The sequence below is a fragment of the Nonomuraea rhodomycinica genome (assembly GCF_013363995.1).
GTDB classification, from domain to species: domain Bacteria; phylum Actinomycetota; class Actinomycetes; order Streptosporangiales; family Streptosporangiaceae; genus Nonomuraea; species Nonomuraea rhodomycinica.
On sequence record NZ_JABWGO010000001.1, the window covers coordinates 723,529 to 750,528 of the forward strand.

Below are 27,000 nucleotides of genomic sequence, written 5' to 3' on the forward strand. Positions count from 1 at the left end.
CGCCCGGCCGGTGCGGTCCACCGGGGTCAGACCGGCGACATCTCCCGGTCGGCCGGGGCCGCCGGCGGCTCCGGCGCCCGCTCGTCCTCGTCCAGCAGCGTCGCCTCGTCGAACGGGTCGTGCCCGGCCAGCACCCGCAGCGCCCGCTCCCGGTCGAACCCGCCGGTCCACGTGCCGACCAGCACGGTCGCCACGGCGTTGCCGGCGAAGTTGGTCAGCGCCCGCGCCTCGGACATGAACCGGTCGATGCCGACGATGAGGCCCACGCCGTCCACCAGCTCGGGGCGGTGCGACTGGAGCCCGCCCGCCAGCGTGGCGAGCCCGGCCCCGGTCACCCCGGCCGCGCCCTTCGAGGCGATCATCATGAACAGCAGCAGCCCGAGCTGCTCGCCGAACTGCAGCGGGTCGCCCGTCGCCGAGGCGATGAACAGCGTGGCCATGGTCAGGTAGATGGCGGTGCCGTCGAGGTTGAAGGAGTAGCCGGTCGGCACGGTGATGCCGGCCACGGTGCGGCTGACGCCCATGTGCTCCATCTTGGCGATGAGCCGCGGCAGCGCCGACTCCGACGACGAGGTGGACAGGATGAGCAGGAACTCCCGGCCCAGGTAGCGCAGCAGCGACCACAGGTTGATCCGGGCGACCAGCCACAGCAGCGCGCCGAGCACGACGCCGACGAACAGGGCGCAGGTGATGTAGAAGGCGGCCATGATCACGGCCAGGCTCTTGAGCGCGTCCAGGCCGGTGGCGCCGACGACGGCCGCGATCGCGCCGAACGCGCCGACCGGCGCCGCCCACATGATCATGGCGAGGATGCGGAACACCAGCCGCTGGATGTGGCCGATGGCGGTGAGGATGGGCGCGCCCTTGGGCCCCATCGCCTGGAGGGCGAAGCCGGTGAGCAGCGCCACGAGCAGCGTCTGGAGCACCTGGCCCTCGGTGAACGCCGACACGAGCGTGGTCGGGACGATGCCGAGCAGGAAGTCGACCGTGTTCGTCGCCTCCCCCTTGGCCGCCTCGGCCGCCGCCGCCTCCTTGGCGGCGGCGGTCAGGTGCAGGCCGCTGCCCGGGTCGATGAGGTTGCCGACCACCAGGCCGATGACCAGGGCTACAGTCGACATGACGAGGAAGTAACCGAGCGCGAGCCCGCCGACCTTGCCCACGCTGGCGGCCTTGGTGACGGAGCCGACGCCGAGCACGATCGTGCAGAAGATGATCGGGCTGATCATCATCTTGATCAGCGCCACGAATCCCGTGCCGAGAGGCTTGAGCGCCTGGCCCACGTCCGGCCAGACGAATCCGACAACGATTCCGGCGAGCACGGCCACGATGACGGCCAGATAGAGGTAGCGGGTGCGGTCACGCATGGGGGGCTCTCCAAGCGTTGTGGGCGACTGTTCTCACTGCGTGACTATGCGGGCCGTGGTGATCCACGTCACCATTGCGTAAGTTTCGTTCACCGGATCCGCGACGGACGAGGTGATGAGTGACGAGGTGGTCCGGATGCGACGGTGGAGCCTGGCGGGGCAGATGCTGCTCCTGCAGCTGGTCGTGATCGCCGTGGCCGTGGCGGGCGGCGCCGTGCTGGAGTCGGTGCTGGCGCGCGAGGTGGTGAGCGGGCAGGCCGCCGCCACCTCCAAGGCCGTGGCGCTCAGCGTCGCGGCCTCCCCCGACGTGCGGGCGGCCCTGGCCGGCCCCTCGCCGACCACCCGGCTCCAGCCGTACGCCGAACGGGTGCGCCTGGACACCGGCGTCGACTTCGTCACCATCATGAAGCCGGACGGCACCCGCTACACCCATCCCAACCCGGCCGAGATCGGGCGGCGCTTCCTCGGCCACACCGAGCCGGCGCTGCGCGGTCACCCGTTCACCGAGACCTACACCGGCACGCTCGGCCCGTCGGTGCGCGCCGTCGTGCCGGTCCGCGTCGGCGGCTCCGTCACGGCGCTGGTCAGCGTGGGCATCAAGATGGAGAAGGTCAGCGCCGAGCTGGTCGTGATCCTGGTGTGGACGGGCCTCATCACCGCGCTCGCCCTCGGGCTGGGCGCCGGCGGCACCTGGCTGGTCACCTCGCGGCTGCGCCGCCAGACCCACGGGCTCGGGCCGCTGGAGCTGAGCCGCATCCACGAGCACCACGACGCCGTGCTGCACGCCGTACGGGAGGGGCTGCTGCTGGTCGGCAAGGACGGCACGCTGACGCTCTGCAACGACGCGGCCCGCCACCTGCTGAACCTGCCGGAGGACGCCGAGGGGCGGCACGTGGCCGACCTCGGCCTCGGGGACGTGCTGACCGCGCGGGAGGAGCGCGTCCACCTGGTCGGTGAGCGCGTGCTCGCGGTCAACAGCGCGGCCAGCCGCCTCGGCACGGTCGTCACGGTGCGCGACCACACGGAGCTGCAGGCGCTGGCCGGGCAGCTCGACGCCGAGCGCGGCTTCGCCGAGGCGCTGCGGTCGGCCGCGCACGAGGCGGCCAACCGGCTGCACACCGTCATCACCCTGGTCGAGCTGGGCCGCACGGAGCAGGCGGTGGCGTTCGCCACCGCGGAGCTGCGGGCCGCGCAGGAGCTGACCGACCAGGTGATGGCCGCCGTGCGCGAGCCGGTGGTGGCGGCGCTGCTGCTCGGCAAGAGCTCGGAGGCGGCCGAGCGCGGCGCCGAGCTGGTCATCAGCCCGGACAGCGACCTGGACGACCCCGGCATCGACCCGCGGGAGCTGGTCACCATCCTCGGCAACCTCATCGACAACGCCATCGACGCGGCCACGCGGGTGGAGGTCTGCCTGCGCGCCGACGAGGGCGAGCTGCTGATCCGGGTGGCCGACGACGGGCCGGGGCTCACCTCCGCCGAGGCGTTCCGGCGCGGCTGGACGACCAAGGGCGACGGCCACGGGCTGGGCCTGGCGCTGGTGGGCCAGGCGGTGCGGCGGCTGGGCGGCGTGATCGACGTGGCGGGCTCGGTGTTCACCGTGCGGCTCCCGGTGCCGGAGCGGGTCCGATGATCACCGTGCTGGTCGTCGAGGACGAGGAGATCACGGCCGAGGCCCACCGCATCTACGTGGAGCGGGTGCCCGGCTTCCGGGTCGCCGGGGTGGCCCGCTCGGGCGGCGACGCGCTGCGCTTCCTGCGGCACACGCCGGTGGACCTCATCCTGCTCGACCTGTACCTGCCGGACATGCACGGGCTGGAGGTGTGCCGGGCCGTGCGGGCCGGCGGCCTGCTGTGCGACGTCATCGCGATCACCTCGGCGCGCGACCTGGCGATGGTGCGCTCGGCGGTGTCGCTGGGCGTCTCGCAGTACCTGCTCAAGCCGTTCGCGTTCGCGGCCCTGCGCGACAAGCTGACCCGTTACGCCGCCTTCCGCGGGGAGGCGGGCGAGATCGTCGGCCAGGGCGACGTGGACCGGGTGCTGGGCACGCTGCGCGGCACCGGCGGCGAGCTGCCCAAGGGCATGACGCAGGACACGCTCGACACGGTCGCGGCGGAGCTGCGCAACCGGCCCGAGGGCGTGTCGGCGCAGGCCGTGGGGACGGCGGCCGGGGTGTCCCGGGTGACGGCCCGCCGCTACCTGGAGTACCTGGTGGAGCGGGGCGTCGCGGTGCGCTTCCCCCAGTACGGCGGGGTCGGCCGTCCAGAGTTGCTCTACCGGATCCCCATGGAACGTTAATGACGCTGACGCTGGTCGTTCAATCCGGGCCTCTAGCTTCTGGGTGCATCCCACAGCACTGAGGAGACACCTTGCGAGTCCTGGCCGTAGTTCCCGCCCGCGGAGGTTCGGCGGGCGTCCCCCTGAAGAACCTCGCCACGGTCGGCGGGGTGCCGCTGGTGGCCCGCGCGGTGCGCGCCTGCCTGCGCGCCGAGCTGATCGACCAGGTCGTGGTCAGCACCGACCACGCCGGCATCGCGGAGACCGCCAGGCGGGCGGGGGCGCTCGTGGTCGACCGCCCGGAGGAGCTGAGCGGCGCCACCGCCTCCAGCGAGTCGGCGGTGCTGCACGCGCTGGACACGCTCGGCGCGGACCCCGAGGTGGTCGTGCTCGTGCAGTGCACCAGCGCCTTCATCGACCCGGCCGACCTGTCGGCCGCCGTGCGCAGGGTCCTGGACGGCGAGGCCGACTCGGTCGTGTCGGGGCTGCCGACGCACGAGTTCCTGTGGACGGCCGCCGGCGCCGGCGTCAACCACGACCCGGCGGTACGGCCGCGCCGGCAGGACCGCGAGCCGCAGTTCCGCGAGAACGGCGCGTTCTACGTCATGCGCGCCGCCGGCCTGCGCGAGCACGGCCACCGCTTCTTCGGCACCGTCGGCGTGCAGCCCGTCCCGGCCCGGCACGGCATCGAGATCGACGACCCCGAGGACCTGGAGCTGGTCCGGGCGCTGGCCCCGTTCGTGGACCAGCCGGAGCCGATCGACGTCGACGCCGTCATCACCGACTTCGACGGCGTCCACACCGACGACCGGGCCTACGTCGACTCCGAGGGCCGCGAGATGGTCCTCGTCAGCCGCTCCGACGGCATGGGCGTCGCGCTGCTGCGCCGGGCCGGGGTGAAGGTGCTCGTCATGTCCACCGAGCACAACCCGGTCGTCGCGGCGCGGGCCCGCAAGCTGGGCGTGCCCGTCCTGCAGGGGCTCGCCGACAAGCGGACCGTGCTGCGCGACTGGCTGGCCATCGAGGGCCTCGACCCGGCCCGCGTCGCCTACGTCGGCAACGACGTCAACGACCTCGGCCCGATGGCCGAGGTGGGCTGGCCCGTCGCGGTGCCGGACGCCAACCCGAAGGTGCGGGCCGCCGCCCGCGTCGTGCTGACCCGCGTCGGCGGGGCCGGCGCGGTGCGCGAGCTGTGCGACCGGGTGCTGGCCGCCCGCCCCGCCCCGGCCCCGGCCGTGCCCGTGACTCCGCTGGTCCCGGGCACGCCCGCCCCGTCGGCGGCGCCGACCCTGTCCTCCGCCGCCCCGGGCGGCCCCGTCCAGGCGCGGCCCAGGACCGCCCCGGCGCCGGTCGCCATCGGTGACGTGCTCGTCGGCGACGGCATGCCGGTGTACGTGATCGGCGAGATCGGCATCAACCACAACGGCGACCTGGACATCGCCCGCCGCCTCATCGACGTCGCCGCCGACGCCGGGTGCCAGGCGGTCAAGTTCCAGAAGCGCACCCCCGCGATCTGCGTGCCCGAGGAGCAGAAGGGCCAGATCCGGCAGACGCCGTGGGGCGAGATGACGTACCTGGAGTACAAGGAGCGCACCGAGTTCGGCCTCGACGAGTACCGGCAGATCGCCGAGTACTGCGACGAGCGGGGCCTGCACTGGTTCGCCTCGCCGTGGGACGTGCCCTCCGTGGAGTTCCTGGAGGAGATGGACGTCCTGGTGCACAAGGTCGCCTCGGCCGGCGTGGCCGACCACGAGCTGCTGCGCGCCCTGGCCGCCACCGGCAAGCCGGTCATCCTGTCCACGGGCATGTCGACGCTGACCGAGATCGACAAGGCCGTCGAGATCCTCGGCACCAGCAAGCTGATCATGATGCACGCCACCTCCACGTACCCGCTGCCGCCGGAGGAGGCGAACCTGCGCACGATCACCACGCTCAAGGACCGCTACGGCGTGCCGGTCGGCTACTCCGGCCACGAGCGCGGGCTGCAGATCTCGCTGGCCGCGGTGACGCTCGGCGCGGTCTGCGTGGAGCGGCACATCACGCTCGACCGCACCATGTGGGGCTCCGACCACGCCGCCTCGCTGGAGCCGTCCGGGCTGGAGCACCTGGTGCGCGACATCCGGATCATCGAGCAGGCCCTGGGCGACGGCGTCAAGCGGGTCTTCCCCGGCGAGGAGGCCCCGAAGGCCCGCCTGCGCCGCGTCACCGCCTGACCCGTCCCCCCTCGTCCTCGCAAGGAAAGACTTGATCACTCTCTCGGTCGTCGTGCCGGTGCGGGACGGCGAGCGCTTCATCGCCGACGCGCTCGCCTCCCTGCGCCGCAACGCCCGGCGCGACTTCGAGTTCATCGTGGTGGACGACGGGTCGGTGGACGCCACCGCCGACATCGTCGAGGACTTCCGCGGCGACCTGCCCGGCCTGTCCGTGATCCGCAACCCCGTGCCGCTGGGGCTCGCGGACGCGCGCAACGCCGGGCTGTCGGCCGCGTCGGGCCGGTACGTCACGTTCATGGACGGCGACGACTGGCTCGCCCCCGGCTACCTGGAACGGCTCGTCGCGGCGATCGACGGCCTCGGCTGCGACTTCGTGCGGGCCGACCACGTCCAGGCCGAGGGACGCAAACGGGTCGTGCACCGCGCTCCGCTGGCGCGGCGGGGCGTGGTGCTCGATCCCAGGAGCGCGATCCTGCCCGCGAACGTGCGCACCATGGTCGACTACCCGTACGCGTGGGCCGGGGTCTACCGCCGCTCGCTGCGGGACCTGCTGCACTTCCCCGGGTCGCTGCACACCGCCGAGGACCGGCCGTGGATCTGGCGGCTGCACCGCGAGGCGGCCACGTTCGCCGTGGTGTCGATCGCGGGCGTCTTCTACCGGAGGCAGGTGGCGGGGTCGCTGACGCAGGTCGGCGACGAGCGGCAGCTGCACTTCTTCGACGCCTTCGAGCTGGTCTTCAAGGACCTGGAGGAGGAGTTCCTGCCCAAGGCGGTGCGCAACTTCTGCGCGCTGCTCGCCCACCACCTGGAGCTGGCCGGCCGTTTCACGCCGCGGCTGCGGGCCCGCTTCGAGGAGCGCGGCGCGCAGGCGGTGCGGGCGCTGCCCGCCGGCCTGGTCGTGGACGCGGTCTCGCGGATGTCGCTCCAGCGGGAGACGGCGCTGCGGGCGCTGCTGCCGGACCTGCCCCCCAGCCCCCTCGTCCGGCCCCGCCGGGATCGGGAGGATTCATGACGACGCTCTGCTACGCCTCGACGCTGTTCGGGGCCATGTCGCTGGCCGCCGCGATCGACGACGGCCGTTTCGGCGACGGCCGCCGGGTGCTCATCGTGTCCACGAACGCGGCGATCCCCGAGATCGCCGTGCCGCTGGACCGGGCGCCCGGCTTCGCCGCGCTGCGCTCCCGCTTCGACGAGATCCACTCCTGGAACGAGCTCATCGCGCCGCTGCACCCGTCGGACTGGAAGGCCCGGGTGATCGAGGTGCCGATGATGGAGCGGCTGATCCGCGCCCATCTGGGGCTCGGCGAGGTGGCCGAGCTGGTGCTGGAGTCGATCGCGGTGCCGCCGGCCCGGACGATCGCCGGGCTGGTGCGCGACTGCCCGATCACCGTCTACTCCGACGGGCTGATGAGCCACGGCCCGACCCGCGACCCGTTGCCGGCCGAGATCTTCCGCCGGATCACCCGCCTGCTCCACCTGGACCTGGTGCCGGGGCTGGAGCCGCTGCTGCTGAGCGAGTACGGGGTTCCCGCCGAGGTGCTGCCGGACGCGGCGTTCCTGTCGGTGGTGCGGGAGGTGACGGCCACCGCGCCCGACATGATGGACGCGCGGGCGATGATCCTCGGGCAGTACCTGTCGGCGCTCGACATCGTCACGCCCGAGGAGGAGGCGGCGCTGCACGAGGCGATGCTGCGCGCGCTGGCCGCCCGGGGCCACGAGACGGTCGTGTTCAAGCCGCACCCGTCGGCGGGGCGCGCCCACGCCCGGCTGCTGCGCCCGGCGGCCGAGCGGCTCGGGGTGCGGCTGGTGGTGGCCGACGAGAGCACCCCGGCCGAGGCGTGCTTCGCGGCGCTGCGACCCGAGCTGGTCGTCGGCTGCTTCTCGACCGGGCTCGTCACGGCGCAGCGGTACTTCAGCCTGCCGGTCGCCTCGTACGGCACCGGCCTGGTGCTGGACCGGCTGGCCCCGTACGAGAACAGCAACCGCATCCCGGTCACGCTCGTGGACGCGCTGCTGCCCCGGCTGTCGGAGGACGGCTCGGTGACGGCGCCCCCGGCCGTGGACCTGCAGGCGCTGGTGCGGGCGGTGGGCTACTGCATGCAGGCCGAGGCGTACCCGGAGCTGCGGCCGTCGGGGATGACGTTCGACCCGCGCTACTTCAAGCGCAAGCGGCTGGAGACGCTGGGGCTGGCCGGGCGGCCGACGGCCCTGGCCCGGCTGCGCCGCAAACTCAGCGCCACCCGCTGACCCCCACCCGAGTCCCTTCCGACCCCTCCCCGTCTCGGCCTCGCCGCCTTCGTTCCGGAACGGCCTTCATGGGAGGGCCGGCCGGGTCGGGCGCCGGGGGGCGTGAGGTGAGACGCGGGCGGGTCAGCGTCCCAGCCGCGCACGAGAGGCGGCGCCGAGGTGTCCACCGCCCATGCGCCCCCCGACCACGGCCGCACGACGCCGGGCAAGGCGGCGGCGTATGCAGCACGTCGGATGACCGCGGCCCGCCGGGTGACCCACGACCGGCTCGGTTGACCGCGGTCCGTCAGGTGATGGCGCGCAGGTAGCGGCGGACGCGGCGTTTGGCGCGGTAGCCGTAGCGCAGCATGGTCGGCGGCACCTCCAGCCGCAGCCGGGCCCGGCGGCGGGCGGCGGCGTGCTCGGGACCGTCCAGCAGCGACCGGGCCGGCGTCCTTCGCCCGGCGGCCAGCCCCGCCAGCAGGCCCGTCCAGTCGTCGAGCTCCGCCGGGTGGAAGTAGTTGGCCGCGCACCACCGCGGGTCGGCGGTGCGGAAGTCGCCCTCCGCGAGGTCGTCGAGGGTCCCGAGCAGCCCGCTGCCCTCGAACACCAGGTTGATCATCTCGGCGCTGACCCCGAAGTCGGCGAGCACCAGCGACGGCACGCCCTGGGCGATGGCCTCCAGCGCGGCGGTCGAGCTGACCGTCACGAAGCCGGCGGCCCGCTCCAGGTGCTCCTGCATGGGCCCGGCCGCGAAGGCCAGCCTCCCGGGCTCCCCCAGCTCGCGCCAGAGTCGCTGGTAGGGGAGACGCTCGCGGTGGGTCTGCCGCTCGCCCTCGAAGGCGCGCACCTTGACCACCACGTCGAGGTCCGGCCGCAGCTCGGCGAGCCGCCCCAGCGCGAGCAGCACCCGCTCGCGCTCCTCCCGCCCGACCGGCACCTTGGCCTGGGTGGCGAACACCACGCGGTTCCCGCCGGACGCGGTCCGGCCGGGACGCAGGAACGGCAGCCGGGCCAGCCCGATCGCCCCTCCCCCGCCCAGCCGGGCGGCGATCTCCCCGAACTCGGCCACCTCCCGGCGGCTGTGCAGCACGAACAGGTCGCAGCCGCTGCGGAAGAGCCACGCCTTCTCGGTGGCGGGCACCGAGATGCCGGGCAGGCCGGTCACGAACACGGGCCGGGGCCGCAGCCCGTCCAGCACCTCGGCGACCAGCACGTCCACGACCGGGCCGGTGCAGGCGACGAGGATCACGTCCGGGCGGTCGCGCTCGGCCGCGCGCCGCAGCGCGCGGGCGGACAGCACGGGCGGCGCGGGACGGCCGCCCACGGCCGCGGCGATCTGCTGCGGTGAGGGCGCGATGGGCGTGCGCACCACCACGAGGTCGCTCTCGCAGCCGGCCGGCAGGTCGCCGAGCAGGCAGGCCGCCCATTTCAGGTACGAGTCGGAGTCGGCGACCGCCAGCACTCTCACCCGGTCACTCCTGTCAGATGCGAGCGCAGCGCCGGGGCGGCTCCGCTGGTCCACCAGTCGTCCGGCACGGCCACCGGCTCCACCGCGACGCCGCGCGGGCCGAGCAGCACCCGCAGCGAGGCGATGGCGGTGGAGGGCAGGCTGAGCACGCGCTGCCCGGCGCCGAGGCCGCGCAGGGTCAGCTCGGCCGGCGCTCCGCCGTCGTGCACGGTGATGCCGGGCCGTTCGCGGATGTGCGCGACGTCCACGGGGTCCTCGCGCCGGTGGGGGTAGTAGGCGAGCGGCTCCTCGCCGGCCAGGTCGGTCAGCCAGCGCAGGTAACGGTCGCGGCGCACGAGGCCGTTGCGCACCAGGGACGTGCCGAGCACGACGGTCCGCTCGGCCGGGCCGGGCTCGGTGGGCGGCTGCGAGCGCAGCCAGGCGAAGTCATGGCGTACCAGGTCGAACCCGGCGGCGCGGACGGCGCGGTCGAGGTCGTCGGGCACCGGCAGGGCGGTGAAGACGGTCACGCGCCCGGCGCGCAGCCGGATCGCGGCGGCCAGCCCCAGCAGCGTGCGCAGCCGTCCCGGATGGGCGCGGGCCCGCAGCAGCGGCCGTAACGGCCCCGCGGCCAGCAGCTCCAGCAGCCGCAGCGTGGCCAGGCCGTCGTCCACGACGACGAGCCGGCCGGGCCGGGAGGTGAGCCAGCGCAGTTGCACCTTGCCGGAGAAGGCGTCGCCGGCGACGTCGACGCGGCGCGGCATGTCCTCGGTGGGCTGGGCCAGTTCCAGGCCGTCGGGCAGCGCCAGGCGGCGCAGCTCGCGGCGGGTCGCCTTGAGGGCGCGCTGACCGGCGCGGGGCACGACGACGGTGGCGGGGCCGAGCAGCCCGGCATGGTGCGCCTCGACGGCGCAGAGCATCTGAAGGGGAGATTCCACCCAGGCCGACGCCCGTTCCGCCACCCCTGCTCTCCCCACTCCGGGCTCACCGGCCTCGCTGTTTCGGTGCTCTGACATCGAACGACGGGGTCACGGTAGTCCGGGTGCCTGACGGCGCGAAGAACGCGGCGTGAACAATGGAGGCCATGAACTCGCTCAATCTCACCACTGACGGCGTCACGATCCCCCAGCTGGGGTACGGCGTCTGGCAGGTTCCCGCCGACGAGGCCGAGCGGGCCGTCACGACGGCCTTCGAGGCCGGTTACCGGCATGTCGACACCGCGAAGATCTACGACAACGAGGAGGGGGTGGGCCGGGCGGTCCGCGCCTCCGGGCTGGCGCGCGAGGAGGTGTTCGTCACCACGAAGCTGTGGAACGACGACCACCGGCGCGCCGAGCAGGCCCTCGACGAGAGCCTGGCGCGGCTCGGGCTCGACCACGTCGACCTCTACCTCATCCACTGGCCGGCGCCGAAGCAGGACGCCTACGTCGGCGCCTGGCGGGCGATGGAGAAGGCGCACCGCGACGGCCGCGTACGGGCCATCGGTGTGTCGAACTTCACCGCCGAGGCGCTCACCCGGCTGATGGACGAGACCGGGGTCACGCCGTCGATCAACCAGATCGAGCTGCACCCGTGGCTCCAGCAGCACGAGCTGCGGGCCTTCCACGAGGCCAACGGCATCCTCACGGAGGCGTGGAGCCCGCTCGGCCAGGGCAAGGGCCTGCTGGAGGAGCCGGCGCTGGCGACGCTGGCCGCCAAGCACGGGCGCACCCCCGCCCAGATCGTGCTGCGCTGGCACCTCCAGCTCGGCAACGTGGTGATCCCCAAGTCGGTCACCCCCGCCCGCATCCGGGAGAACTTCGACGTGTTCGGCTTCGTCCTGGACGACGAGGACCTGGCAGCCATCGGGGCGCTCAACGCCAATCGCCGCCTTGGCCCCGATCCCGCCACCTTTGGGTAAAAAGCTATGATCCCTCGCCATGAGGGATCTGGCATGGGGCATCGCCGCCACCGGCGGCATCGCGCGGACCGTGGGCGCGGTCATCGCGGCGGAGCCCGGCATGCGGGTGGCCGCGGTCGGGTCGCGTGACCTCGGCCGCGCCGCCGCGCTGGCCGCGGAGCTCGGCGCCGAGTCGGCCCACGGCTCCTACGCGGAGCTGTGCGCCGACCCGGCGGTCGACGCGGTGTACGTGGCCACGCCCCACGCCCAGCACCTGGCGGTCGCCGAGGCGGCCATCGCGGCGGGCAAGGCCGTGCTGTGCGAGAAGCCGCTGGCCGCCTCGGTGGCCGACGCCGAGCGCATGGTGCGCCTGGCCCGCGAGGCCGGGGTGTTCCTCATGGAAGCGATGTGGATGCGCTTCAACCCGCTCATCCGGCGGATGGCCGCCGACCCGCGCTTCGGCGAGATCCGTTCGGTTCACGCCAGCTTTGGCTTCGCTTTGCCGTTCGACCCCGCCCACCGGCTGTGGGCGCCGGAACTGGGCGGCGGGGCCCTGCTCGACCTGGGGATCTACCCGTTCGGGCTGGCGCAGTTGCTGCTGGGGGCGCCGTCGGAGGTGCGGATGACGGGCAGCCTCGCGCCGTCGGGCGTGGACGCCGAGGCCGGCGGCGTGCTCGTCTACCCCGGCGGGCGGCGGGCGATCGTGGAGACGTCTTTACTCGCGCCGTACCCGAACAGCGCGTACGTGGTGGGCACGGGGATGCGGGCCGACATCCAGGCGCCGTTCTGGGCGCCGAGCCGCCTGGTGCTCACCGGACCCTCGATGGAGACGGAGGTCCACGAGCTCGACCCGGCCGACAACGGATACGCCGGGGAGCTGCGCGAGGTGCGGGACGCGCTGGCGGAGGGACGGACTGAGAGCCATGTCATGCCGCTCGACGAAAGCCTCGCCATGATGGGGCTTCTGGAGGCCGCGCGGGCCCAGCTCTCCTGACTGGGCATTTATCCACTTGTAATCCTCTTGCCGGATGTATTACCTTAAGTCCTGTTCGTCGGCTTACGTCCGTTTTGCCGGTTCGTTGCCGACTCCCTCTGAAATCATCACAGGACCCCCCTGTGACCGCTGAATCCGCCTGAGCGCGGAACCGGGGACCCACTTCCCTTGGGGTGAATCGGCACGTCTGCGTGCCGTAGGGCAGCTTCCACGCCCGAACCCGTCAGCTAACCCGGTAAGCGGCATGGAAGCAAGGAGCATCCCTTCTCGATGGCCAAGCACCGTCTCATCCGTGCCCTCACGCCCGGTTCGATCCGCGCCGCCCTCGGCGCGACCGTCCTCGCCTCGGCCGCCTTCGGCGCCGTCGCGCCGGCCCATGCGGACACTCCCGAGCAGGTCGGCCCGGCCGCCAAGTCCTCCGTCGTCCAGACGGCCGAGCACGCCGCCGCCAACCAGCGGGTCAACGTGACCGCGCAGCAGGTCCTCGACGTCGCCCGCGCCCAGATCGGCACGTCCGAGAACTCCGCCGGCGGCGGCACCAAGTTCCAGAAGTGGTACGCGACCTCGCAGCGCGCGATGGAGACCGTCAAGCGTGACGGCGGCGCGCCGACCGAGTACCTCAACGCCGCCTGGTGCTCGATGTTCGTCTCCTGGGTCGGCGAGCAGACCGGCGCCCGCCCGCAGGTCGGCTGGGACGCCTACACCGTGGAGCACGCCCGCTGGTTCGCCGCCAACCACCGCTGGGGCAGCACGCCCAAGCCGGGCGCCGTCGTGTTCTTCTCCTGGAGCGGCAGCAAGAGCATCGACGCCATCAACCACGTCGGCTTCGTCGTCAAGGACAACGGCGACGGCACCATCTCGACGATCGAGGGCAACACCGGCAACGGCCGCGTCGAGGCCCGGGTCCGGCCGACCTCCCAGGTCGTCGGCTACGGCTACCCCAACTACAAGGCCTGACCTCCCCCAGGTCGGCCTCCCCCTCCCCCCTTCCCCCTCTCCCCCTCTCCCCCTCTCCCCCTCTCCCCAATGAGCGAGCGCGCGCCATCCCCCGAGGCGCGCGCTCGTCGCATTCCGGGAGGATCTCGCTCCGGCTTGTCCGGTCCTGTGGCATTAAGGGGACAGATGGTATGGGAGCGCTCCCAGCGGCCTTTTCGCGTCGTTTATGGTGCTCTATCCCCTTCAGCGGCGGTGAATCGCCCCCGAGGTAACGGTTGCGTTTCGGGGCGTTGACGGCCCCCACGCGATGAGGGCACTCTTTGTGGGAGCGCTCCCAAGACCTTCCCATCGCGGCGGCGGGCCGCGATGCACCTCCCACATTCACCACCCAAGAGGGGTACGGAATGAAGAACCACAAGCGCTTCGTCGTGACCGGAGCCGCGATGACGGCGCTGCTGGCCATCGCGGCGTGCAGCGGCGGCGGTGGCGGCACCACGTCGTCGGGCTCCGGCAGCAGCACGGCGCCGGCCGAGCCGGTCACGATCAACGTGCACACCTTCGGCGGCGGCGAGAACTTCGGTTACGACGAGGCCGTCAAGAAGTGGAACGCCGAGCACCCGAACATCCAGATCAAGTACACCAACCTCACGGACCGGTTCGAGGACGTGTACCTGCCGCAGCTCCTCCAGCGTCTCCAGGCGGGGGCAGGCGCCGGGGACGTCGTCGGCATCGACGAGGGCGCGATGGGCCTCATGGCGGCCCGCCCGCAGTTCTTCACCGACCTCGGTCAGTACGGCCTGGACAGCCGCAAGGCGGACTTCCCCGCCGCCAAGTGGGAGGCGGGCGTGAACGCGGACGGCAAGCTGTTCGCGCTCGGCACCGACATGGGCGGCATGACCATGTGCTACCGCAAGGACCTGTTCAAGAAGGCCGGCCTGCCCACGGACCGCGAGGAGGTCGGCAAGCTCTGGCCCGACTGGAACGCGTTCCTGGAGACGGGCAAGAAGTTCGAGGCCGCCAAGACGGGCGCCAAGTTCATGGACGGCCCCAACACGATCTACAACGTGATCCTCTTCCAGGAGGCGCCGAAGAACGGCAACCTGTCCTACTTCGACAAGAACAACCAGCTCGTCATCGAGTCCAACCCGGCCGTCAAGACCTCCTTCGACTGGGTGACCACCTTCAGCAAGGCCGGCCTGACCGCCAAGCTGCAGGCGTGGAGCCCGGCGTGGGACAAGGCCATCAAGGGCGGCGGCTTCGCCACCATGGGCTGCCCGTCGTGGATGCTCGGCGTGATCGAGGGCAAGGCGGGTCCGTCCAACAAGGGCAACTGGGACGTCGCGGCGGTGCCCGGCGGCACGGGCAACTGGGGCGGTTCCTGGCTGGCGGTGCCCAAGCAGAGCAAGCACCCCAAGGAGGCCGCCGAGGTCGTGAACTACCTCACCGGCAAGGAGGGCCACATCGCGGCCTTCAAGGAGGCCGGCGCGTTCCCGAGTTCGCTGCCCGCGCAGCAGGACCCCGAGGTGGCGAACCTGAAGAACGCCTACTTCAACGACGCGCCGACCGGCAAGATCTTCAGCGAGTCGGTCGCGAAGCTCCAGCCGGTCTTCTTCGGTGAGAAGCACGCCCAGGTCAAGACGGCCGTCGAGAAGGTCATCGAGGGCATGGACCAGGGCGCGATCAAGTACGACGAGGCCTGGTCGAAGTTCGTCGCGGCGGGCGTGAAGGCCGCGGGCTGACCCCCGTGAAGGCGGCGGGCTGACCCCGCCCCAGGACCGGGTGGCGCCCCTTCCCCTCTGCGGGCGCCACCCCTCCCCGCCCCGGCTCGAAAGGCTTCCATGACTCTCCAACTCGCGTCGCCGCCCCGGAAGGCGCCGGGCAGGCGGACCGCCCCGTCCCGGCGGATGGCCCGCTTCGACCTCAAGGGCGTGCCGTACCTGCTGGTGTCGCCCTACTACCTGCTGTTCGCGATCTTCGGCGTCTTCCCGCTCGGGTACACCCTGTGGGTCTCGCTCCACGACTGGGAGCTGGCCGGCGACACCAAGTTCACCGGCCTGGCCAACTACGGCGAGCTGATCACGGACGGATCCTTCTGGAACGCCGTCGTCAACACGCTCGGCATGTTCGTCGTGGCCACCGTGCCCCAGATCGTGCTCGCGCTGATGCTGGCCAACGCCCTCAACAAGAGGCTGCGCGGCCGGCTGCTGCTGCGCCTGGGCGTGCTGCTGCCGCTCGTCACCTCGGTCGTCGCCGTCGCCGTCGTCTTCAGCCAGCTCTACAGCCGCGACTACGGCCTGTTCAACTGGATCCTGTCCTGGTTCGGCGTCGACCCGATCACCTGGCAGAACGAGAAGTGGTCGTCCTGGATCGCGATCTCCACGATGATCGACTGGCGCTGGACCGGCTACAACGCCATCATCCTGCTCGCCGCGATGCAGACGATCCCGCGCGACCTGTACGAGGCCGCCGCCATCGACGGCGCCACCGCCCGCACCCAGTTCTGGCGCATCACGGTGCCGATGCTGCGGCCGACGATCGTCTTCGTCGTGTTCATCTCCACGATCGGCGGGCTGACGCTGTTCGCCGAGCCGGTCATGTTCGAGGGCAACCCGATGATGACGGGCGGCACCACCGGCCAGTACCAGACGGTGGCCATGTTCATCGTCAAGTCCGCCTTCCGCGACTTCGAGATGGGCTACGCCGCGGCGGCCGCCTGGCTGCTGTTCGTGCTCATCCTGGTCGGCACCATGATCAACTACTGGTTCACCCGGCGCATCGGAGGGGCCAAGTGAACAACCGCCTCTGGGACGCCGGCCTCATCACCAAGGTCGTGCTCGGGTTCGCGCTGCTGCTGTCGGCGTTCCCGATCTACTACATGTTCATCATGGCGACGCGCACCAACGACGACGCCGTCGAGACGCCGCCGCCGCTGCTGCCCGGCGGCCACCTCGGCGAGAACATCCAGCGGCTGCTCGCCACCGAGGACGCCAACTTCGTCACCGGCCTGGTCAACTCCGCGATCGTCGCCGTCACGGTGACGGCGTCGGTGGTGCTCATCTCGACGCTGGCCGGCTTCGCGTTCGCCAAGCTCCGCTTCCCCGGCTCCAAGGTCCTGCTCGGGCTGATCCTCGTCACGATGATGGTGCCGCTCCAGCAGATGGGCATGGTCCCGCTGTACGAGATGATGGTCAAGCTCGAATGGACCGGCCAGCTCAAGGCGGTCATCCTGCCGTTCCTCGTCAACGGGTTCGGCGTGTTCATGATGACCCAGTACACCGCCCAGGCCGTGCCCGACGAGCTGGTCGAGGCGGCCCGGGTCGACGGGGCGACCACCCTGGGCATCTACGGCCGGGTCGTCCTGCCCGCGCTGCGGCCCGGGATGGCGGTGCTGGCGCTGCTCGTGTTCATGCAGACCTGGAACGAGTTCATGTGGCCGCTCATCGTGCTGAACCCGGACAACCCGGTGGTCCAGACGTCGATCGCGGCGCTCAACTCCGCCCACGGCACGGACTACGTGATGCTGTTCACCGGCACCGCCGCCTCCGTCCTCCCTCTCTTCGTGGTTTTCGTGCTGTTCGGCCGGCAGATCGTCGGCGGACTGATGGAAGGTGCGGTCAAGGCGTGACGACTCAAGAGGAGCAGATGAGCTCCCACCTGCGGTTCCCACCGGGATTCGCCTGGGGCGCGGCCACCTCGGCGTACCAGATCGAGGGCGCGGTGAGCGACGACGGGCGCGGCGTCTCCATCTGGGACACCTTCACCAAGCGGCCCGGACGGGTGGTGGGCGGCCACCACGCGGACGTGGCCATCGACCACTACCACCGCTACCGCGACGACGTCGCCGTCATGGCCGACCTCGGCCTGAGCGCCTACCGGTTCTCGGTGTCGTGGCCGCGGATCCAGCCGGCGGGCTCGGGCGCGTTCAACCACAAGGGGCTCGACTTCTACAAGCGGCTCTGCGACGAGCTGCTGGCCCGCGGCATCGACCCGTGGCTGACCCTCTACCACTGGGACCTGCCGCAGGCGCTGGAGGACGCGGGCGGCTGGCCCGAGCGGGACACCGCCTACCGCTTCGCCGAGTACGCGCTGTGCGTCCACGACGCGCTCAAGGATCACGTGCACACGTTCAGCACGGTCAACGAGCCGTGGTGCGCCGCCTTCCTCGGCTACGCCTCGGGCGAGCACGCCCCGGGCCGGCGGGAGCCGGACAGCGCCATCCGGGCCGCCCACCACCTCAACCTCGCCCACGGGCTGGCCGTACGGGCCATGAACGCGCGACGGGTGGGCGGCTGCGTCAACCTGTACGCGATCACCCCGGCCACCGGCAGCGACGCCGACCTCGACGCGGCGCGGCGCATCGACGGGCTGCAGAACCGCTTCTTCCTCGACGCGCTGCTGCTCGGCCGCTACCCCGAGGACGTCCTGGCCGACCTCGGCATGGACACCGGCTTCATCCACGACGGCGACCTGGCCACCATCAACGCGCCGCTCGACGTGCTGCTCGTCAACTACTACAGCCGCTTCACCGTTTCGGGAGCCGGAGGCGGCAAGGCGTCGGCGGCGGCGGCCCCGACGGAGACGGGTTCGCCGTGGGTCGGCAGCGAGCACGTGTCGTTCGTCAACGGCGGGCGGCCGGTCACCGCGATGGGCTGGGAGATCGACGACGCCGGCCTGCTGGAGGTGCTGCAGCGGGTGGCGCGCGACTACCCGGCGATCCCGCTGGTGGTCTCCGAGAACGGCGCCGCGTTCGACGACGTGCTCAAGGACGGCCGGGTCCACGACGCCGAGCGCACCGCCTACCTCGACTGCCACCTGCGCGCCTGCCGGGAGGCGATCGACGCGGGGGTGCCGCTGCAGGGCTACTTCGCCTGGTCGCTGATGGACAATTTCGAGTGGGCGTGGGGGTACGGCAAGCGTTTCGGGCTGGTCCACGTGGACTTCGAGACCCAGGAACGGGTGCTGAAGGACAGCGCACGCTGGTACAGCCAGATCATCCGGCAGAATAGGCGCCATGAACCGACCGACTCTTGAGGCAGTCGCGGCCCGGGCCGGGGTCGGCCGGGGCACGGTGTCCAGGGTCATCAACGGGTCCCCCAACGTCAGCGAGAAGGCGCGCGAGGCGGTCCGCCAGGCCATCGAGGAGCTGGGCTACGTGCCCAACCGGGCCGCGCGCGCCCTCGTCACCCGGCGCACCGACACGGTGGCCCTGGTGGTGTCCGAGAGCGAGCTGCGGGTCTTCGACGAGCCGTACTTCGCGGGCACGATCAGGGGCATCGGCTCGGCGCTGTCCGAGACCGGGCTCCAGCTCATCCTCGCGATGGCGCAGTCGGACGAGGAGCACGAGCGGCTGGAGCACTACCTGACGGGGCAGCACGTCGACGGCGTGCTGCTCCTGTCGCTGCACGGCGACGACCCGCTGCCCGGCCGGCTGGAGGCGATGGGCGTGCCCACCGTGCTCGGCGGCCGGCCGGTGGGCCCGGCCCCCTACAGCTACGTCGACATGGACAACCGGGCCGGCGCCCGGCAGGCGGTCAAGCACCTGCTGGGCCTCGGCCGGGCCTCGATCGCCACCATCGCCGGTCCGCAGGACATGGGGGTGGGCGTCGACCGGCTGGCCGGCTACCGCGACGCGCTGCTCAGCTCCGGCATGCCGGAGCTGGTGGCCTACGGCGACTTCTCCGAGGAGAGCGGCGCCTCGGCGATGCGCGAGCTGCTGGCGGAGCACCCGGGGCTGGACGCGGTGTTCACCGCCTCCGACCTCATGGCGGTGGGCGCGATGCGGGTGCTGAAGGCCGCGGGCCGCGCCATCCCGGACGACGTGGCGGTGGTCGGCTTCGAGGACTCGAAGGCGGCCGCGCACACCGACCCGCCGCTGACCACGGTCCACCAGCCGACCGAGGCGATGGGCCGGCAGATGGCGCAGCTCCTGGTGGCCCGCATCAACGGCGAGGAGGTGCGCCAGCCGGTGGTCATCCTCGACACCCACCTGGTGCTGCGCGCGTCGGCCTGACCTGAGACCCGGAGGACCCCCCTCGATGGACAGCAGGACCAAGCGGCGCCTGTCCCCCGCCGAGCTGGACGACCTGGCCCGGCGGGCCCTCGGCACGGGCGTGGCCGCCTCGGCGGAGCTGACCGACGGCTACGCCAACGCCGTGTGGCGGCTCACGCTCGACGACGGCCGCGCCGTGGTGCTCAAGGTGGCGCCGCCGCCCGAGCTGGAGCAGCTCAGCTACGAGCGCCACCTGCTGCGCATGGAGGCGGCGGTGTGCGAGCTGGCCGCGTCGGCGGGGGTGCCGGTGGCGGGGCTGGTGGCCACCGGGTTCGACGACCCGGTGCTCGGCGGCGACTACCTCGTGCTGGGCGCGCTCGACGGCGTCTCCTGGAACGCCGTGCCCGCCTCCGGGGGCCCGCTCGCCGCCGGCGGGCACGACGAGCTGCGGCGGGAGCTCGGGCGGCACCTGGCCCGGTTCAACGCGGTGACCGGCGAGGTGTTCGGCTACCCGCACGCGGGCATCACCGGGGCCACCTGGCGGGAGGCGTACCTCGCCATGGCGGGGGCGCTGCTGGCCGACACCCTGCGCTACCCGACGCCGCTGCCGATGCCCGCCGAGCGGATCGCCGCCGTGCTCGCCGGCGCGGCGCCCGCGCTGGACGAGGTGACGACGCCGCACCTGGTCCACTTCGACGTGTGGCAGGGCAACGTGTTCCTCGACCTGACCGGCACGCCGCGCATCCAGGCCATCATCGACCACGAGCGGGCGTTCTGGGGCGACCCGCTGGCGGAGTTCGTCACGCCGACCATCTTCGGCGAGCTGTGCGAGGACGATCCGCTGCTCGCCGGCTACCGCGAGGTGACGCCGCTGGAGCTGACGCCCCGGGCACTGGTGCGGCTCGACCTGTACCGGGCGTACCTGTACCTGATCCTGCTGGTGGAGAACGGGCCGCGCCAGTACCCGGAGGACGAGTACCGCCGCGTCCGCGACCTGGCCACGGTCGCGCTCACCGAGGTGCTGGGCCGCCTTCGCCTCCCCTGAGCTGGGCGGAGAACAGGGGCTCCACGGCGTCGACCATGAGCGTTCGGGCGCGCTCGGTCCCGCCGGCGATCCTGCCCGCCATCGCCAGCGACACGCTGCCGTGCAGGAACGCCCAGATCGTGTCGACCGCGCCGGCGGGATCGGCCAGCTCGGCGCCCCGCGCCGACGCGATGTCCTGCAGCGCGACGCGGAACACGCGGAAGGCGTCCCTGGCCTCCCTCGGGGTTTCGGCTGTGCCGAACGGCACCCCGTCCATGCCGTTCATCGCCTGGTAGAGCTCCGGCGAGGCGAACGCGAACGTCCAGTACGCCTCGGCCATCGCGACCAGCCGCCGGCCGGGAGCGTCCTCGGCGGCCAGGCGCAGCCGCTCAGCCAGCTCGGCGAAACCGACGGTCATCAGCTCGACGAGCAGGTCCTCCTTGCTGGAGAAGTGCTGGTACAGGATCGGCGCGCTGTATTCGAGCTTGCCGGCGATGCGCCGGATCGTGACCGCGTTCCAGCCCTCCTCGGCGGCGATGAGCCGGGCCGCGTCCAGCAGCCGGGCGCGCATCTCCTGCCGCTCCCGCTCGCGCCGCTTCTTGCTGGCGCTCGGCTCGGGCCCGGCCTTCGTCGTCACGATCCGTCCTCCTCTTGACCGCGACATCCTATCCCCGGTCTAATCTCTAACAATGTTAGCTTTTTGAACTTCGTTAGGAGATCATCGTGATCGTCGTGTTCGGCGGGACCGGCAGGGTCGGCCGCCAGATCGTGGACCGGCTCCGCCGGGAGGGGAAGGCGGTGCGGGTCGTCACCCGTGATCCGACCTCGGCGCGCGCGGGTGAGGACGTCGAGGTCGTCGCCGGTGACCTGCGTGAGCGGAACACGCTGGTCCGGGCCGTGGCCGGGGCCGAGGCGGTCGTCTGCACCGTCCAGGGCGGCGACGGGAAGGGGATCGACGGCCCCCGGCGCATCGAGGGCGCGGGGATCCCGAGGCTCATCGGCGTGGCGCGGGACGCCGCGGTCGGGAACTTCGTCTACATCTCCTCCGCCAGCGCCCGCCCCGACAGCCCCGTCGAGTTCTTCCGGCTCAAGTTCGAGGCCGAGCGCGTCCTGCGCGCCAGCGGCCTGCCGTACTCGATCCTGCGCCCCACCCACCTGATGGACACGTGGGTGGAGACGCTCGCCGAGTCGATCGTCACGAAGGGGAAGGCCACCGTGCTCGGCTCGGGCGCGAGCCCCGTCTCGTGGGTGGCCGGCGAGGACGTCGCCAAGGTCGCCGCCGCGATCGCCGCCCGCCCCGGCGAGTGCTGGTCCGCCGACCTCGGCGGCCCCGAGGCGCTGCCGCTCACGAAGGTCAACGAGCTCATCGCGGCCTCCCTGGGCGTCCAGGTCAAGGGCGAGAACAGGATGCCCGCCGGGATGCTGCGGGTGATGAGCACGCTGACCAGGCCGTTCAACGAGGTCCTCGCCCGGCGGATGCGGATGGGGGCGCTGCTGGACACCCAGCCGCAGGTCGTCGACTCCGGCGCGGTCTGGGCCGAGTTCGGCGAGCCGCTGTCGTTCCCGGCGTGGCTGGAGGCCAACCGGCCCGCTCGGGGAGCGAGGTCGCCGGCGTAGGCGGCGATCAGGACGAAGGGAGGTCGGCGAGGAGGAGGGGGCGCGTCGTCGGACGCCGGGAGCCCCCGGCGGGCTCGACCGTGAGCCCCATGCGCGTGTCACCCTCCCGCACGCGGATCGGCACCGGCCCGGCCTGCCCGTCCCCGGCGCCAGGGACGGGACCGGCGCCGGGGCCCGTGTCGAGGAGGCCCGCCGGGCGGGAGCCACCGGGACCCATCAGCCACAGCTCGTAGACGCGCGACGCGGGCAGTCGGGGCAGGCCCGCCGAGGCGAACACCACGCTCCCCCGTGCCCGGGAGACGACGAGCGTGCCGACGCCTCCTGAGGCGACCGGCCTCCGCACGGTGCGCGCGTCCGGGGCGGCCAGCACGGCGGCCACCTCGCGTTCCCGGGCGCGCGACGCGGCGAGGTCGCCGCGCGCGTCCCGGGCGGCCACCCCGAGCAGGACGGCCGCCGCCGTGGCCGCCGCCGTGGCCGCCATCGCGGCGGCCGTCACCCTCGGCAGCGCCACCGTGCCCGCGCGCCGCCGTCCGTCCCGGCGCCCCCCGGCGCGGCCCTCCTCCACGCCTCCGGAGCCCCTGGGCGGGCGGCGCAGCCGTACGGTCGCGTCCTCCGGGGAGACATGCGCGGCGGGGGGCGGCGGAGGAGACGACGGCCAGGAGGCCGGCGAGATCGGGCGCGGCGCGCGCAGGAGGCGGGCGGCGGACACGATGCGGGGCCACAGGCCCCCCGGGGGCGGTTCGGCCAGCGGAAGCGCCAGCCGGGCGGCCGTCTCCCGCAGCCGCCGCACCTCCGCCGCGCACGCCGCGCACCCCGCCAGGTGGCGCTCGAACGGCGCCATCTCGTCCTCCGGCAGCGCGTGCACCGCGTAGGCGCCGGACAGGCTGTGGAGCTCATCGGTCACGGTCGGCTCCCCACGTCGGTCGGCGACTCTCGTCCAGTGCTTCGGCTGCTCCGGCCCGCCGGATGTCCCGGCCGCCCGGCACCCGGGCCACCCACCGGACCGCCCGGCGTCCACCGCATCTTCGTGCCCGTACGGGGAAGGACCCGGCGAGAAGCCGCACCTGGGGACGGACCATGACCTGTGTGATCGCCGGCGGCCTGGCGGCGCATGTGGCCGACCCGGGTGACCCAGGCCGCCCAGCGGGTGGTGCAGGGTCTGCTGATCGGCCCGGCGCCGCGCAGCCGCGTCCCGGCGCCGCCCATCCGGCCCGACCTGGCGCGGATCCCGCTGCTCAACCGGGTTCCGCGGCGCTTCATCGGCCTCGGCGTACGGCCCGAGCACGTGGAGGTGCCGTCGTCCCCGTGAAACGACCTTCTCACAACGTGGACATCGGGTCCTGCCGGGCGGCGCCGGTGGAATACCCTCGTATGTCGTGAGCGCACACAGCAATCTGGATTCCTGGAGAGCCCTCCCCGCGGCCCAGCAGCCCGACTGGCCCGACCGCGGCGAGCTCGACAAGGTCGTCGCCGAGCTCGGCGGCCTGCCTCCCCTCGTCTTCGCCGGCGAGTGCGACCAGCTCAAGGACGAGCTGGCCGCCGTGGCGCGCGGCGAGGCGTTCGTGCTGCAGGGCGGCGACTGCGCCGAGACGTTCGCCGGCGCGACCGCCGACAACGTCCGCAACAAGCTCAAGACGCTGCTGCAGATGGCGATCGTGCTCACGTACGCGGGCAAGGTGCCGGTCGTGAAGATCGGCCGGCTGGCCGGGCAGTTCGCCAAGCCGCGCTCCAAGGGCACCGAGACCCGCGAGGGCGTCGAGCTGCCCGCCTACCGGGGCGACATGGTCAACGGCTTCGACTTCACCCCCGAGGCGCGCAGGCCCGACCCGTGGCGGCTGCTGAAGGCGTACCACTCCTCCGCGGTGACGCTCAACCTGGCCCGCGCGTTCGCCAAGGGCGGCTACGCCGACCTGCGCCAGGTCCACGCCTGGAACCAGGACTTCGTCGCCGAGTCGCCGGCCGGCCGGCGCTACGAGCAGCTCGCCCGGGAGATCGACCAGGCGCTGGCGTTCATGCGCGCCTGCGGGGCCGACCCCGAGGAGTTCCACACGGTCGAGTTCTACTCCTCGCACGAGGCGCTGATCCTGGACTACGACCGGGCCCTGACCCGCATCGACTCCCGCACCGGCCTGCCGTACGACGTGTCGGCGCACATGGTGTGGATCGGCGAGCGCACCCGCCAGCTCGACGGCGCCCACGTCGACTTCTTCGCCCGCATCCGCAACCCGATCGGCGTCAAGCTGGGCCCGACCACGACGGTGTCCGAGGCGCTGGAGCTGGTCGAGAAGCTCAACCCCGACAACGAGCCGGGCCGGTTGACGTTCATCACCCGCATGGGCGCCCCGAAGATCCGCGAGCTGCTGCCCAACCTGGTCAAGGAGGTCACCTCGGCCGGCGTGCAGGTGGCATGGGTGTGCGACCCGATGCACGGCAACACCTTCGAGGCGCCGAGCGGCCACAAGACGCGGCGGCTCGACGACGTGCTCGACGAGGTGGCGGGCTTCTTCGAGGTGCACCGCTCGCTCGGCACCCACCCGGGCGGCATCCACATCGAGTTCACCGGCGACGACGTGACCGAGTGCGTGGGCGGCGGCCACGAGATCGCCGAGGGCGACCTCGCGACCCGCTACGAGACGGCCTGCGACCCGCGCCTCAACCGGGGCCAGTCGCTCGACCTGGCCTTCCGCGTCGCGGAGCTCTACCGCAACGCCTGAGGTCCCCGGCCGGCCTCGCGGACGTGCGAAAGCCCCGCCACCACGGGCGGGGCTTGGCGGGTCAGTTGTTGCCCTGCTCGGCCTGCTTGAGCTCCTCGCTCAGCTCGGTGCGGATGGCGTCCATGTCGAGCGCGCGCACCTGCCTGATGAGGTCCTCGAGGGCGGGCTCGGGAATGGCGCCGGGCTGGGCGTAGACGACGATGCCGTCGCGGATCGCCATCAGCGTGGGGATCGAGGAGATCTCGAAGCCCTGCGCGAGCGCCTGCTGGGCGTCCGTGTCGATCTTGCCGAAGGTGATGTCGTCGTGCTTGTTCGACGCCTTCTCGAAGATCGGGCCGAACATCCGGCACGGACCGCACCACTCAGCCCAGAAGTCGAGCAGGACGATCCCCTTGTCGGCGATGTCGTTGAAGTTGGTCTCGGTTACCTCGATGGTCGCCACAAGTGGCTCCTCGCTCGTCGTTGAAACTGCCAACGGATAGGAACTCCTACCCGTCCTCCGTCATTCCAGCCGCACGCGCGCGGGCCCCGCCACGTCTCAGGTGGCGGGGCCCGCGTCCGTCGTACGCCTCCCCCTTTTCTACCCCTTGCCGCCGGGCAGGGTGAGGCCGATCACGACGGGGTCGTGGTCGGAGGAGCGGTAGGCGTCCGGCCGGTAGAGGTCCGGCGGGTTGAACTCGGTGTTGTAGTCGAGGATGCGCGGCTCGTCGGCGTTGATGTGCCAGATCGTGGTGCTGGTGACCCGCTTGAGGAGCTGCCGGCCGGCGAGGGCGTGGTCGAGCTCGCCGGACATGCCGTCGAACAGGTAGCTGTAGCGCAGCGGCGCCGGCACGAACCGCTTGGTGAGGCTGGTCAGGCCGCCCACCTCCAGCGTGTCGATCGGGTCCTCCTCGCCGTAGGCGTTGAGGTCGCCGAGGACGAGCGGGTTGGGCAGGTCCTCGACCAGCCCGAGCAGGGCCTGCGCCTGCTTGACGCGGGTGGCGTTCCAGCAGCCCTGCCCGTCGCCCTGGTCGGCGTCGGGCCCGCCGGCGGGGCAGCTGCCCTTGGACTTGAGGTGGTTGACGACCATGGTGAACGGCTGGCCGCCGCCGGGGCGGCGGAACGTCTGGATGAGCGGCGGCCGGCTGAACACCGGGTCCTGCGAGGCCTGCGGCTCGCCGACGGGCTCCAGCCTGGCGGGCTTGTAGATGAGGCCGACCCGGATGGCGTCGGTGCCCGGGTAGGGGTGGGTCAGCGCCGCGTACGTGCCGGCGCCGACCTCGGCGTTGACGGCGTCCACGAGCGTCTGGAGGGCGGTCTGGCCGTTGTTCTCGACCTCCATGAGGGCGACGGCGTCGGCGTCGATGCCCTTGAGCGCCGCCACCAGCTTGGCGAGCTGGCGCCGCTGCTCCTCCGCGTTGCTCGCGCCGCGTGAGCCGACGGTGGTGAACCAGTTGAGGGTGTTGAACGAGGCGACCCTGACGTTGCCGACCACCGGGAACGGCTTGGGCAGCCGGGGGTTGGCGTCGAGGTAGGTGACGGGCTTGGTGGGCTGGAGCCGGTAGGTGTCGAAGCCGTAGCTGAGGACGCCCGTGAGGCCCATGGCCACCTGGCCGGTGCGCACGACGGGCGGCAGGGTGGCGGGGTTCTGCCGGGTGGAGCCGTCGTCGATGAGCAGCGTGCGGGCGCGCTGCTGGCCGGCGTCCACGCCGGGGCGGTCGGTGGGCTGGAAGAGCCGGCCGTCGGCCGAGACGGTGACCTCGCCGAAGCGGCCGAGGTTGTAGTGGTCGGTGACGGTGAGCGGCTGCGGGAACGTGAGCAACATGTTCTCGACGGGCTCCAGCCCGTCGCCGGGCAGCGTGTACGGCCGGGCGGGCACGGTCCCGGTGCCGCAGACGTCCACGGCGGTCACCGGGGACAGCTCGGTCCAGCCGTTGTACTCGACGGCCTTGCCGGTGACGAGCACCCGGTCGCCGGGCTTGACGTCCTTGAGCGTGTCGCGGGCGAAGGCGAACAGTCCTTCGGAGGTGGCAGGGTCGGAGTCGGGCTCCGGGTCCTGCAGGAAGAAGCCGCTGAGCTGGTCGGAGCGCTGGAAGTCGCCCGTGACGACGCCTTCGACGCGGACGGTCCGCCCGGCGAGCGGGGTGGCGTCGCCGCTGCCCTGGACCTGGGAGATCCGGTGGGTGGCGGGGGTGTCGCAGGACGTGGCCGCGGCTTGCGGCGCGGCGGCGGCGTCCGGCGTGGCGGGCGCGGGGGACGCCGCCACGGCGGGGACGGCCAGGACGGCGGACAGGACGGCCGCGCCGAGGGCGGCGAGAGTGGCCCGGGGTAAAACGCGCAT

Annotated in this window: 24 protein-coding genes and 1 riboswitch; of the genes, 17 read left to right on the forward strand and 7 right to left on the reverse strand. The window is 72.5% G+C overall.

What is annotated here, in order from left to right; all coding sequences use genetic code 11:
• Positions 1 to 26 precede the first annotated feature (26 nt).
• The gene (locus HT134_RS03435) at positions 27 to 1,364 is read right to left on the reverse strand and encodes a cation:dicarboxylate symporter family transporter (protein WP_175598758.1); all 1,338 of its coding nucleotides are present in this window, start codon (positions 1,362 to 1,364) and stop codon (positions 27 to 29) included.
• A gap of 136 nt (positions 1,365 to 1,500) precedes the next feature.
• Between HT134_RS03435 and HT134_RS03440 the strand changes: the two genes are divergently transcribed.
• The 5 genes from HT134_RS03440 (at position 1,501) to HT134_RS03460 (ending at position 8,098) form a co-directional block, all read left to right on the forward strand.
• On the forward strand, positions 1,501 to 2,994 hold the full coding sequence (locus HT134_RS03440; RefSeq protein ID WP_175598759.1) for an ATP-binding protein: 1,494 nt from the start codon (positions 1,501 to 1,503) through the stop codon (positions 2,992 to 2,994).
• Entirely contained in the window at positions 2,991 to 3,659 is a 669-nt protein-coding gene (locus tag HT134_RS03445) for a response regulator (protein WP_175598760.1), read from the forward strand. Before HT134_RS03440 ends, HT134_RS03445 begins: the two co-directional genes overlap by 4 nt.
• A 71-nt stretch (positions 3,660 to 3,730) precedes the next feature.
• Positions 3,731 to 5,851: an N-acetylneuraminate synthase family protein gene (locus HT134_RS03450; protein ID WP_175598761.1), complete on the forward strand. Its 2,121-nt coding sequence runs from the start codon at positions 3,731 to 3,733 to the stop codon at positions 5,849 to 5,851.
• 31 nt (positions 5,852 to 5,882) lie between these two features.
• On the forward strand, positions 5,883 to 6,863 hold the full coding sequence (locus HT134_RS03455) for a glycosyltransferase family 2 protein (protein ID WP_175598762.1): 981 nt from the start codon (positions 5,883 to 5,885) through the stop codon (positions 6,861 to 6,863).
• Positions 6,860 to 8,098, forward strand: coding sequence for a polysialyltransferase family glycosyltransferase (locus tag HT134_RS03460; RefSeq protein WP_175598763.1), 1,239 nt, complete (start codon positions 6,860 to 6,862; stop codon positions 8,096 to 8,098). Before HT134_RS03455 ends, HT134_RS03460 begins: the two co-directional genes overlap by 4 nt.
• 286 nt (positions 8,099 to 8,384) lie before the next feature.
• On the opposite strand, the gene HT134_RS03465 is transcribed toward HT134_RS03460, so the two are convergent.
• Both HT134_RS03465 and HT134_RS03470 read right to left on the reverse strand, forming a co-directional pair.
• Positions 8,385 to 9,548 carry a DUF6716 putative glycosyltransferase gene (locus HT134_RS03465; RefSeq protein ID WP_175598764.1) on the reverse strand — a complete coding sequence of 388 codons (1,164 nt, stop codon included), beginning with the start codon at positions 9,546 to 9,548 and terminating at the stop codon, positions 8,385 to 8,387.
• Positions 9,545 to 10,465 (reverse strand): hypothetical protein, encoded by a 921-nt coding sequence (locus HT134_RS03470; protein ID WP_312887944.1) that lies wholly within the window; start codon positions 10,463 to 10,465, stop codon positions 9,545 to 9,547. Before HT134_RS03470 ends, HT134_RS03465 begins: the two co-directional genes overlap by 4 nt.
• Positions 10,466 to 10,611: 146 nt before the next feature.
• Between HT134_RS03470 and HT134_RS03475 the strand changes: the two genes are divergently transcribed.
• From HT134_RS03475 to HT134_RS03515, 9 genes are all read left to right on the forward strand, one after another.
• A complete protein-coding gene (locus HT134_RS03475; protein WP_175598766.1) occupies positions 10,612 to 11,427 on the forward strand; it encodes an aldo/keto reductase in 816 nt (271 codons plus the stop codon).
• A gap of 19 nt (positions 11,428 to 11,446) precedes the next feature.
• Entirely contained in the window at positions 11,447 to 12,400 is a 954-nt protein-coding gene (locus HT134_RS03480) for a Gfo/Idh/MocA family protein (protein ID WP_175598767.1), read from the forward strand.
• 117 nt (positions 12,401 to 12,517) lie between these two features.
• Positions 12,518 to 12,657, forward strand: a riboswitch (cyclic di-AMP (ydaO/yuaA leader).
• A 13-nt stretch (positions 12,658 to 12,670) separates the two neighbouring features.
• Positions 12,671 to 13,357, forward strand: coding sequence for a CHAP domain-containing protein (locus HT134_RS03485; protein ID WP_175598768.1), 687 nt, complete (start codon positions 12,671 to 12,673; stop codon positions 13,355 to 13,357).
• 383 nt (positions 13,358 to 13,740) lie between these two features.
• Positions 13,741 to 15,075: an ABC transporter substrate-binding protein gene (locus tag HT134_RS03490; protein ID WP_175598769.1), complete on the forward strand. Its 1,335-nt coding sequence runs from the start codon at positions 13,741 to 13,743 to the stop codon at positions 15,073 to 15,075.
• 99 nt (positions 15,076 to 15,174) lie between these two features.
• Positions 15,175 to 16,128 (forward strand): carbohydrate ABC transporter permease, encoded by a 954-nt coding sequence (locus HT134_RS03495; protein ID WP_175598770.1) that lies wholly within the window; start codon positions 15,175 to 15,177, stop codon positions 16,126 to 16,128.
• Positions 16,125 to 16,961 carry a carbohydrate ABC transporter permease gene (locus HT134_RS03500; RefSeq protein WP_312887945.1) on the forward strand — a complete coding sequence of 279 codons (837 nt, stop codon included), beginning with the start codon at positions 16,125 to 16,127 and terminating at the stop codon, positions 16,959 to 16,961. Before HT134_RS03495 ends, HT134_RS03500 begins: the two co-directional genes overlap by 4 nt.
• 17 nt (positions 16,962 to 16,978) lie before the next feature.
• Positions 16,979 to 18,367 (forward strand): GH1 family beta-glucosidase, encoded by a 1,389-nt coding sequence (locus HT134_RS03505; protein ID WP_175600098.1) that lies wholly within the window; start codon positions 16,979 to 16,981, stop codon positions 18,365 to 18,367.
• Entirely contained in the window at positions 18,348 to 19,346 is a 999-nt protein-coding gene (locus HT134_RS03510) for a LacI family DNA-binding transcriptional regulator (protein ID WP_175598771.1), read from the forward strand. The genes HT134_RS03505 and HT134_RS03510 overlap by 20 nt, the downstream gene beginning before the upstream one ends.
• Before the next feature lie 25 nt (positions 19,347 to 19,371).
• Positions 19,372 to 20,370 (forward strand): phosphotransferase family protein, encoded by a 999-nt coding sequence (locus HT134_RS03515; protein ID WP_175598772.1) that lies wholly within the window; start codon positions 19,372 to 19,374, stop codon positions 20,368 to 20,370.
• Here HT134_RS03515 and HT134_RS03520 read toward each other — a convergent pair.
• The gene (locus tag HT134_RS03520) at positions 20,336 to 20,986 is read right to left on the reverse strand and encodes a TetR/AcrR family transcriptional regulator (RefSeq protein ID WP_175598773.1); all 651 of its coding nucleotides are present in this window, start codon (positions 20,984 to 20,986) and stop codon (positions 20,336 to 20,338) included. The two genes, HT134_RS03515 and HT134_RS03520, sit on opposite strands and share 35 nt — an antisense overlap.
• 86 nt (positions 20,987 to 21,072) lie before the next feature.
• On the opposite strand from HT134_RS03520, the gene HT134_RS03525 reads away from it, so the two are divergent.
• The gene (locus tag HT134_RS03525) at positions 21,073 to 21,966 is read left to right on the forward strand and encodes an SDR family oxidoreductase (protein WP_175598774.1); all 894 of its coding nucleotides are present in this window, start codon (positions 21,073 to 21,075) and stop codon (positions 21,964 to 21,966) included.
• A gap of 7 nt (positions 21,967 to 21,973) precedes the next feature.
• On the opposite strand, the gene HT134_RS03530 is transcribed toward HT134_RS03525, so the two are convergent.
• Entirely contained in the window at positions 21,974 to 22,870 is an 897-nt protein-coding gene (locus HT134_RS03530; protein ID WP_217707163.1) for an anti-sigma factor, read from the reverse strand.
• A 207-nt stretch (positions 22,871 to 23,077) separates the two neighbouring features.
• Here HT134_RS03530 and HT134_RS03535 point away from each other — a divergent pair, with 207 nt between their 5' ends.
• Together HT134_RS03535 and HT134_RS03540 are read left to right on the forward strand one after the other, a co-directional pair.
• Positions 23,078 to 23,275, forward strand: a complete 198-nt coding sequence (locus HT134_RS03535; RefSeq protein WP_175598775.1) for a hypothetical protein — start codon at positions 23,078 to 23,080, stop codon at positions 23,273 to 23,275.
• Positions 23,276 to 23,342: 67 nt separating this feature from the next.
• Entirely contained in the window at positions 23,343 to 24,680 is a 1,338-nt protein-coding gene (locus HT134_RS03540) for a class II 3-deoxy-7-phosphoheptulonate synthase (protein ID WP_175598776.1), read from the forward strand.
• A gap of 61 nt (positions 24,681 to 24,741) precedes the next feature.
• On the opposite strand, the gene trxA is transcribed toward HT134_RS03540, so the two are convergent.
• Together trxA and HT134_RS03550 are read right to left on the reverse strand one after the other, a co-directional pair.
• Positions 24,742 to 25,122 (reverse strand): thioredoxin, encoded by a 381-nt coding sequence (trxA, locus tag HT134_RS03545; RefSeq protein ID WP_175598777.1) that lies wholly within the window; start codon positions 25,120 to 25,122, stop codon positions 24,742 to 24,744.
• Positions 25,123 to 25,260: 138 nt separating this feature from the next.
• Positions 25,261 to 27,000 carry an ExeM/NucH family extracellular endonuclease gene (locus tag HT134_RS03550; RefSeq protein WP_281387364.1) on the reverse strand — a complete coding sequence of 580 codons (1,740 nt, stop codon included), beginning with the start codon at positions 26,998 to 27,000 and terminating at the stop codon, positions 25,261 to 25,263.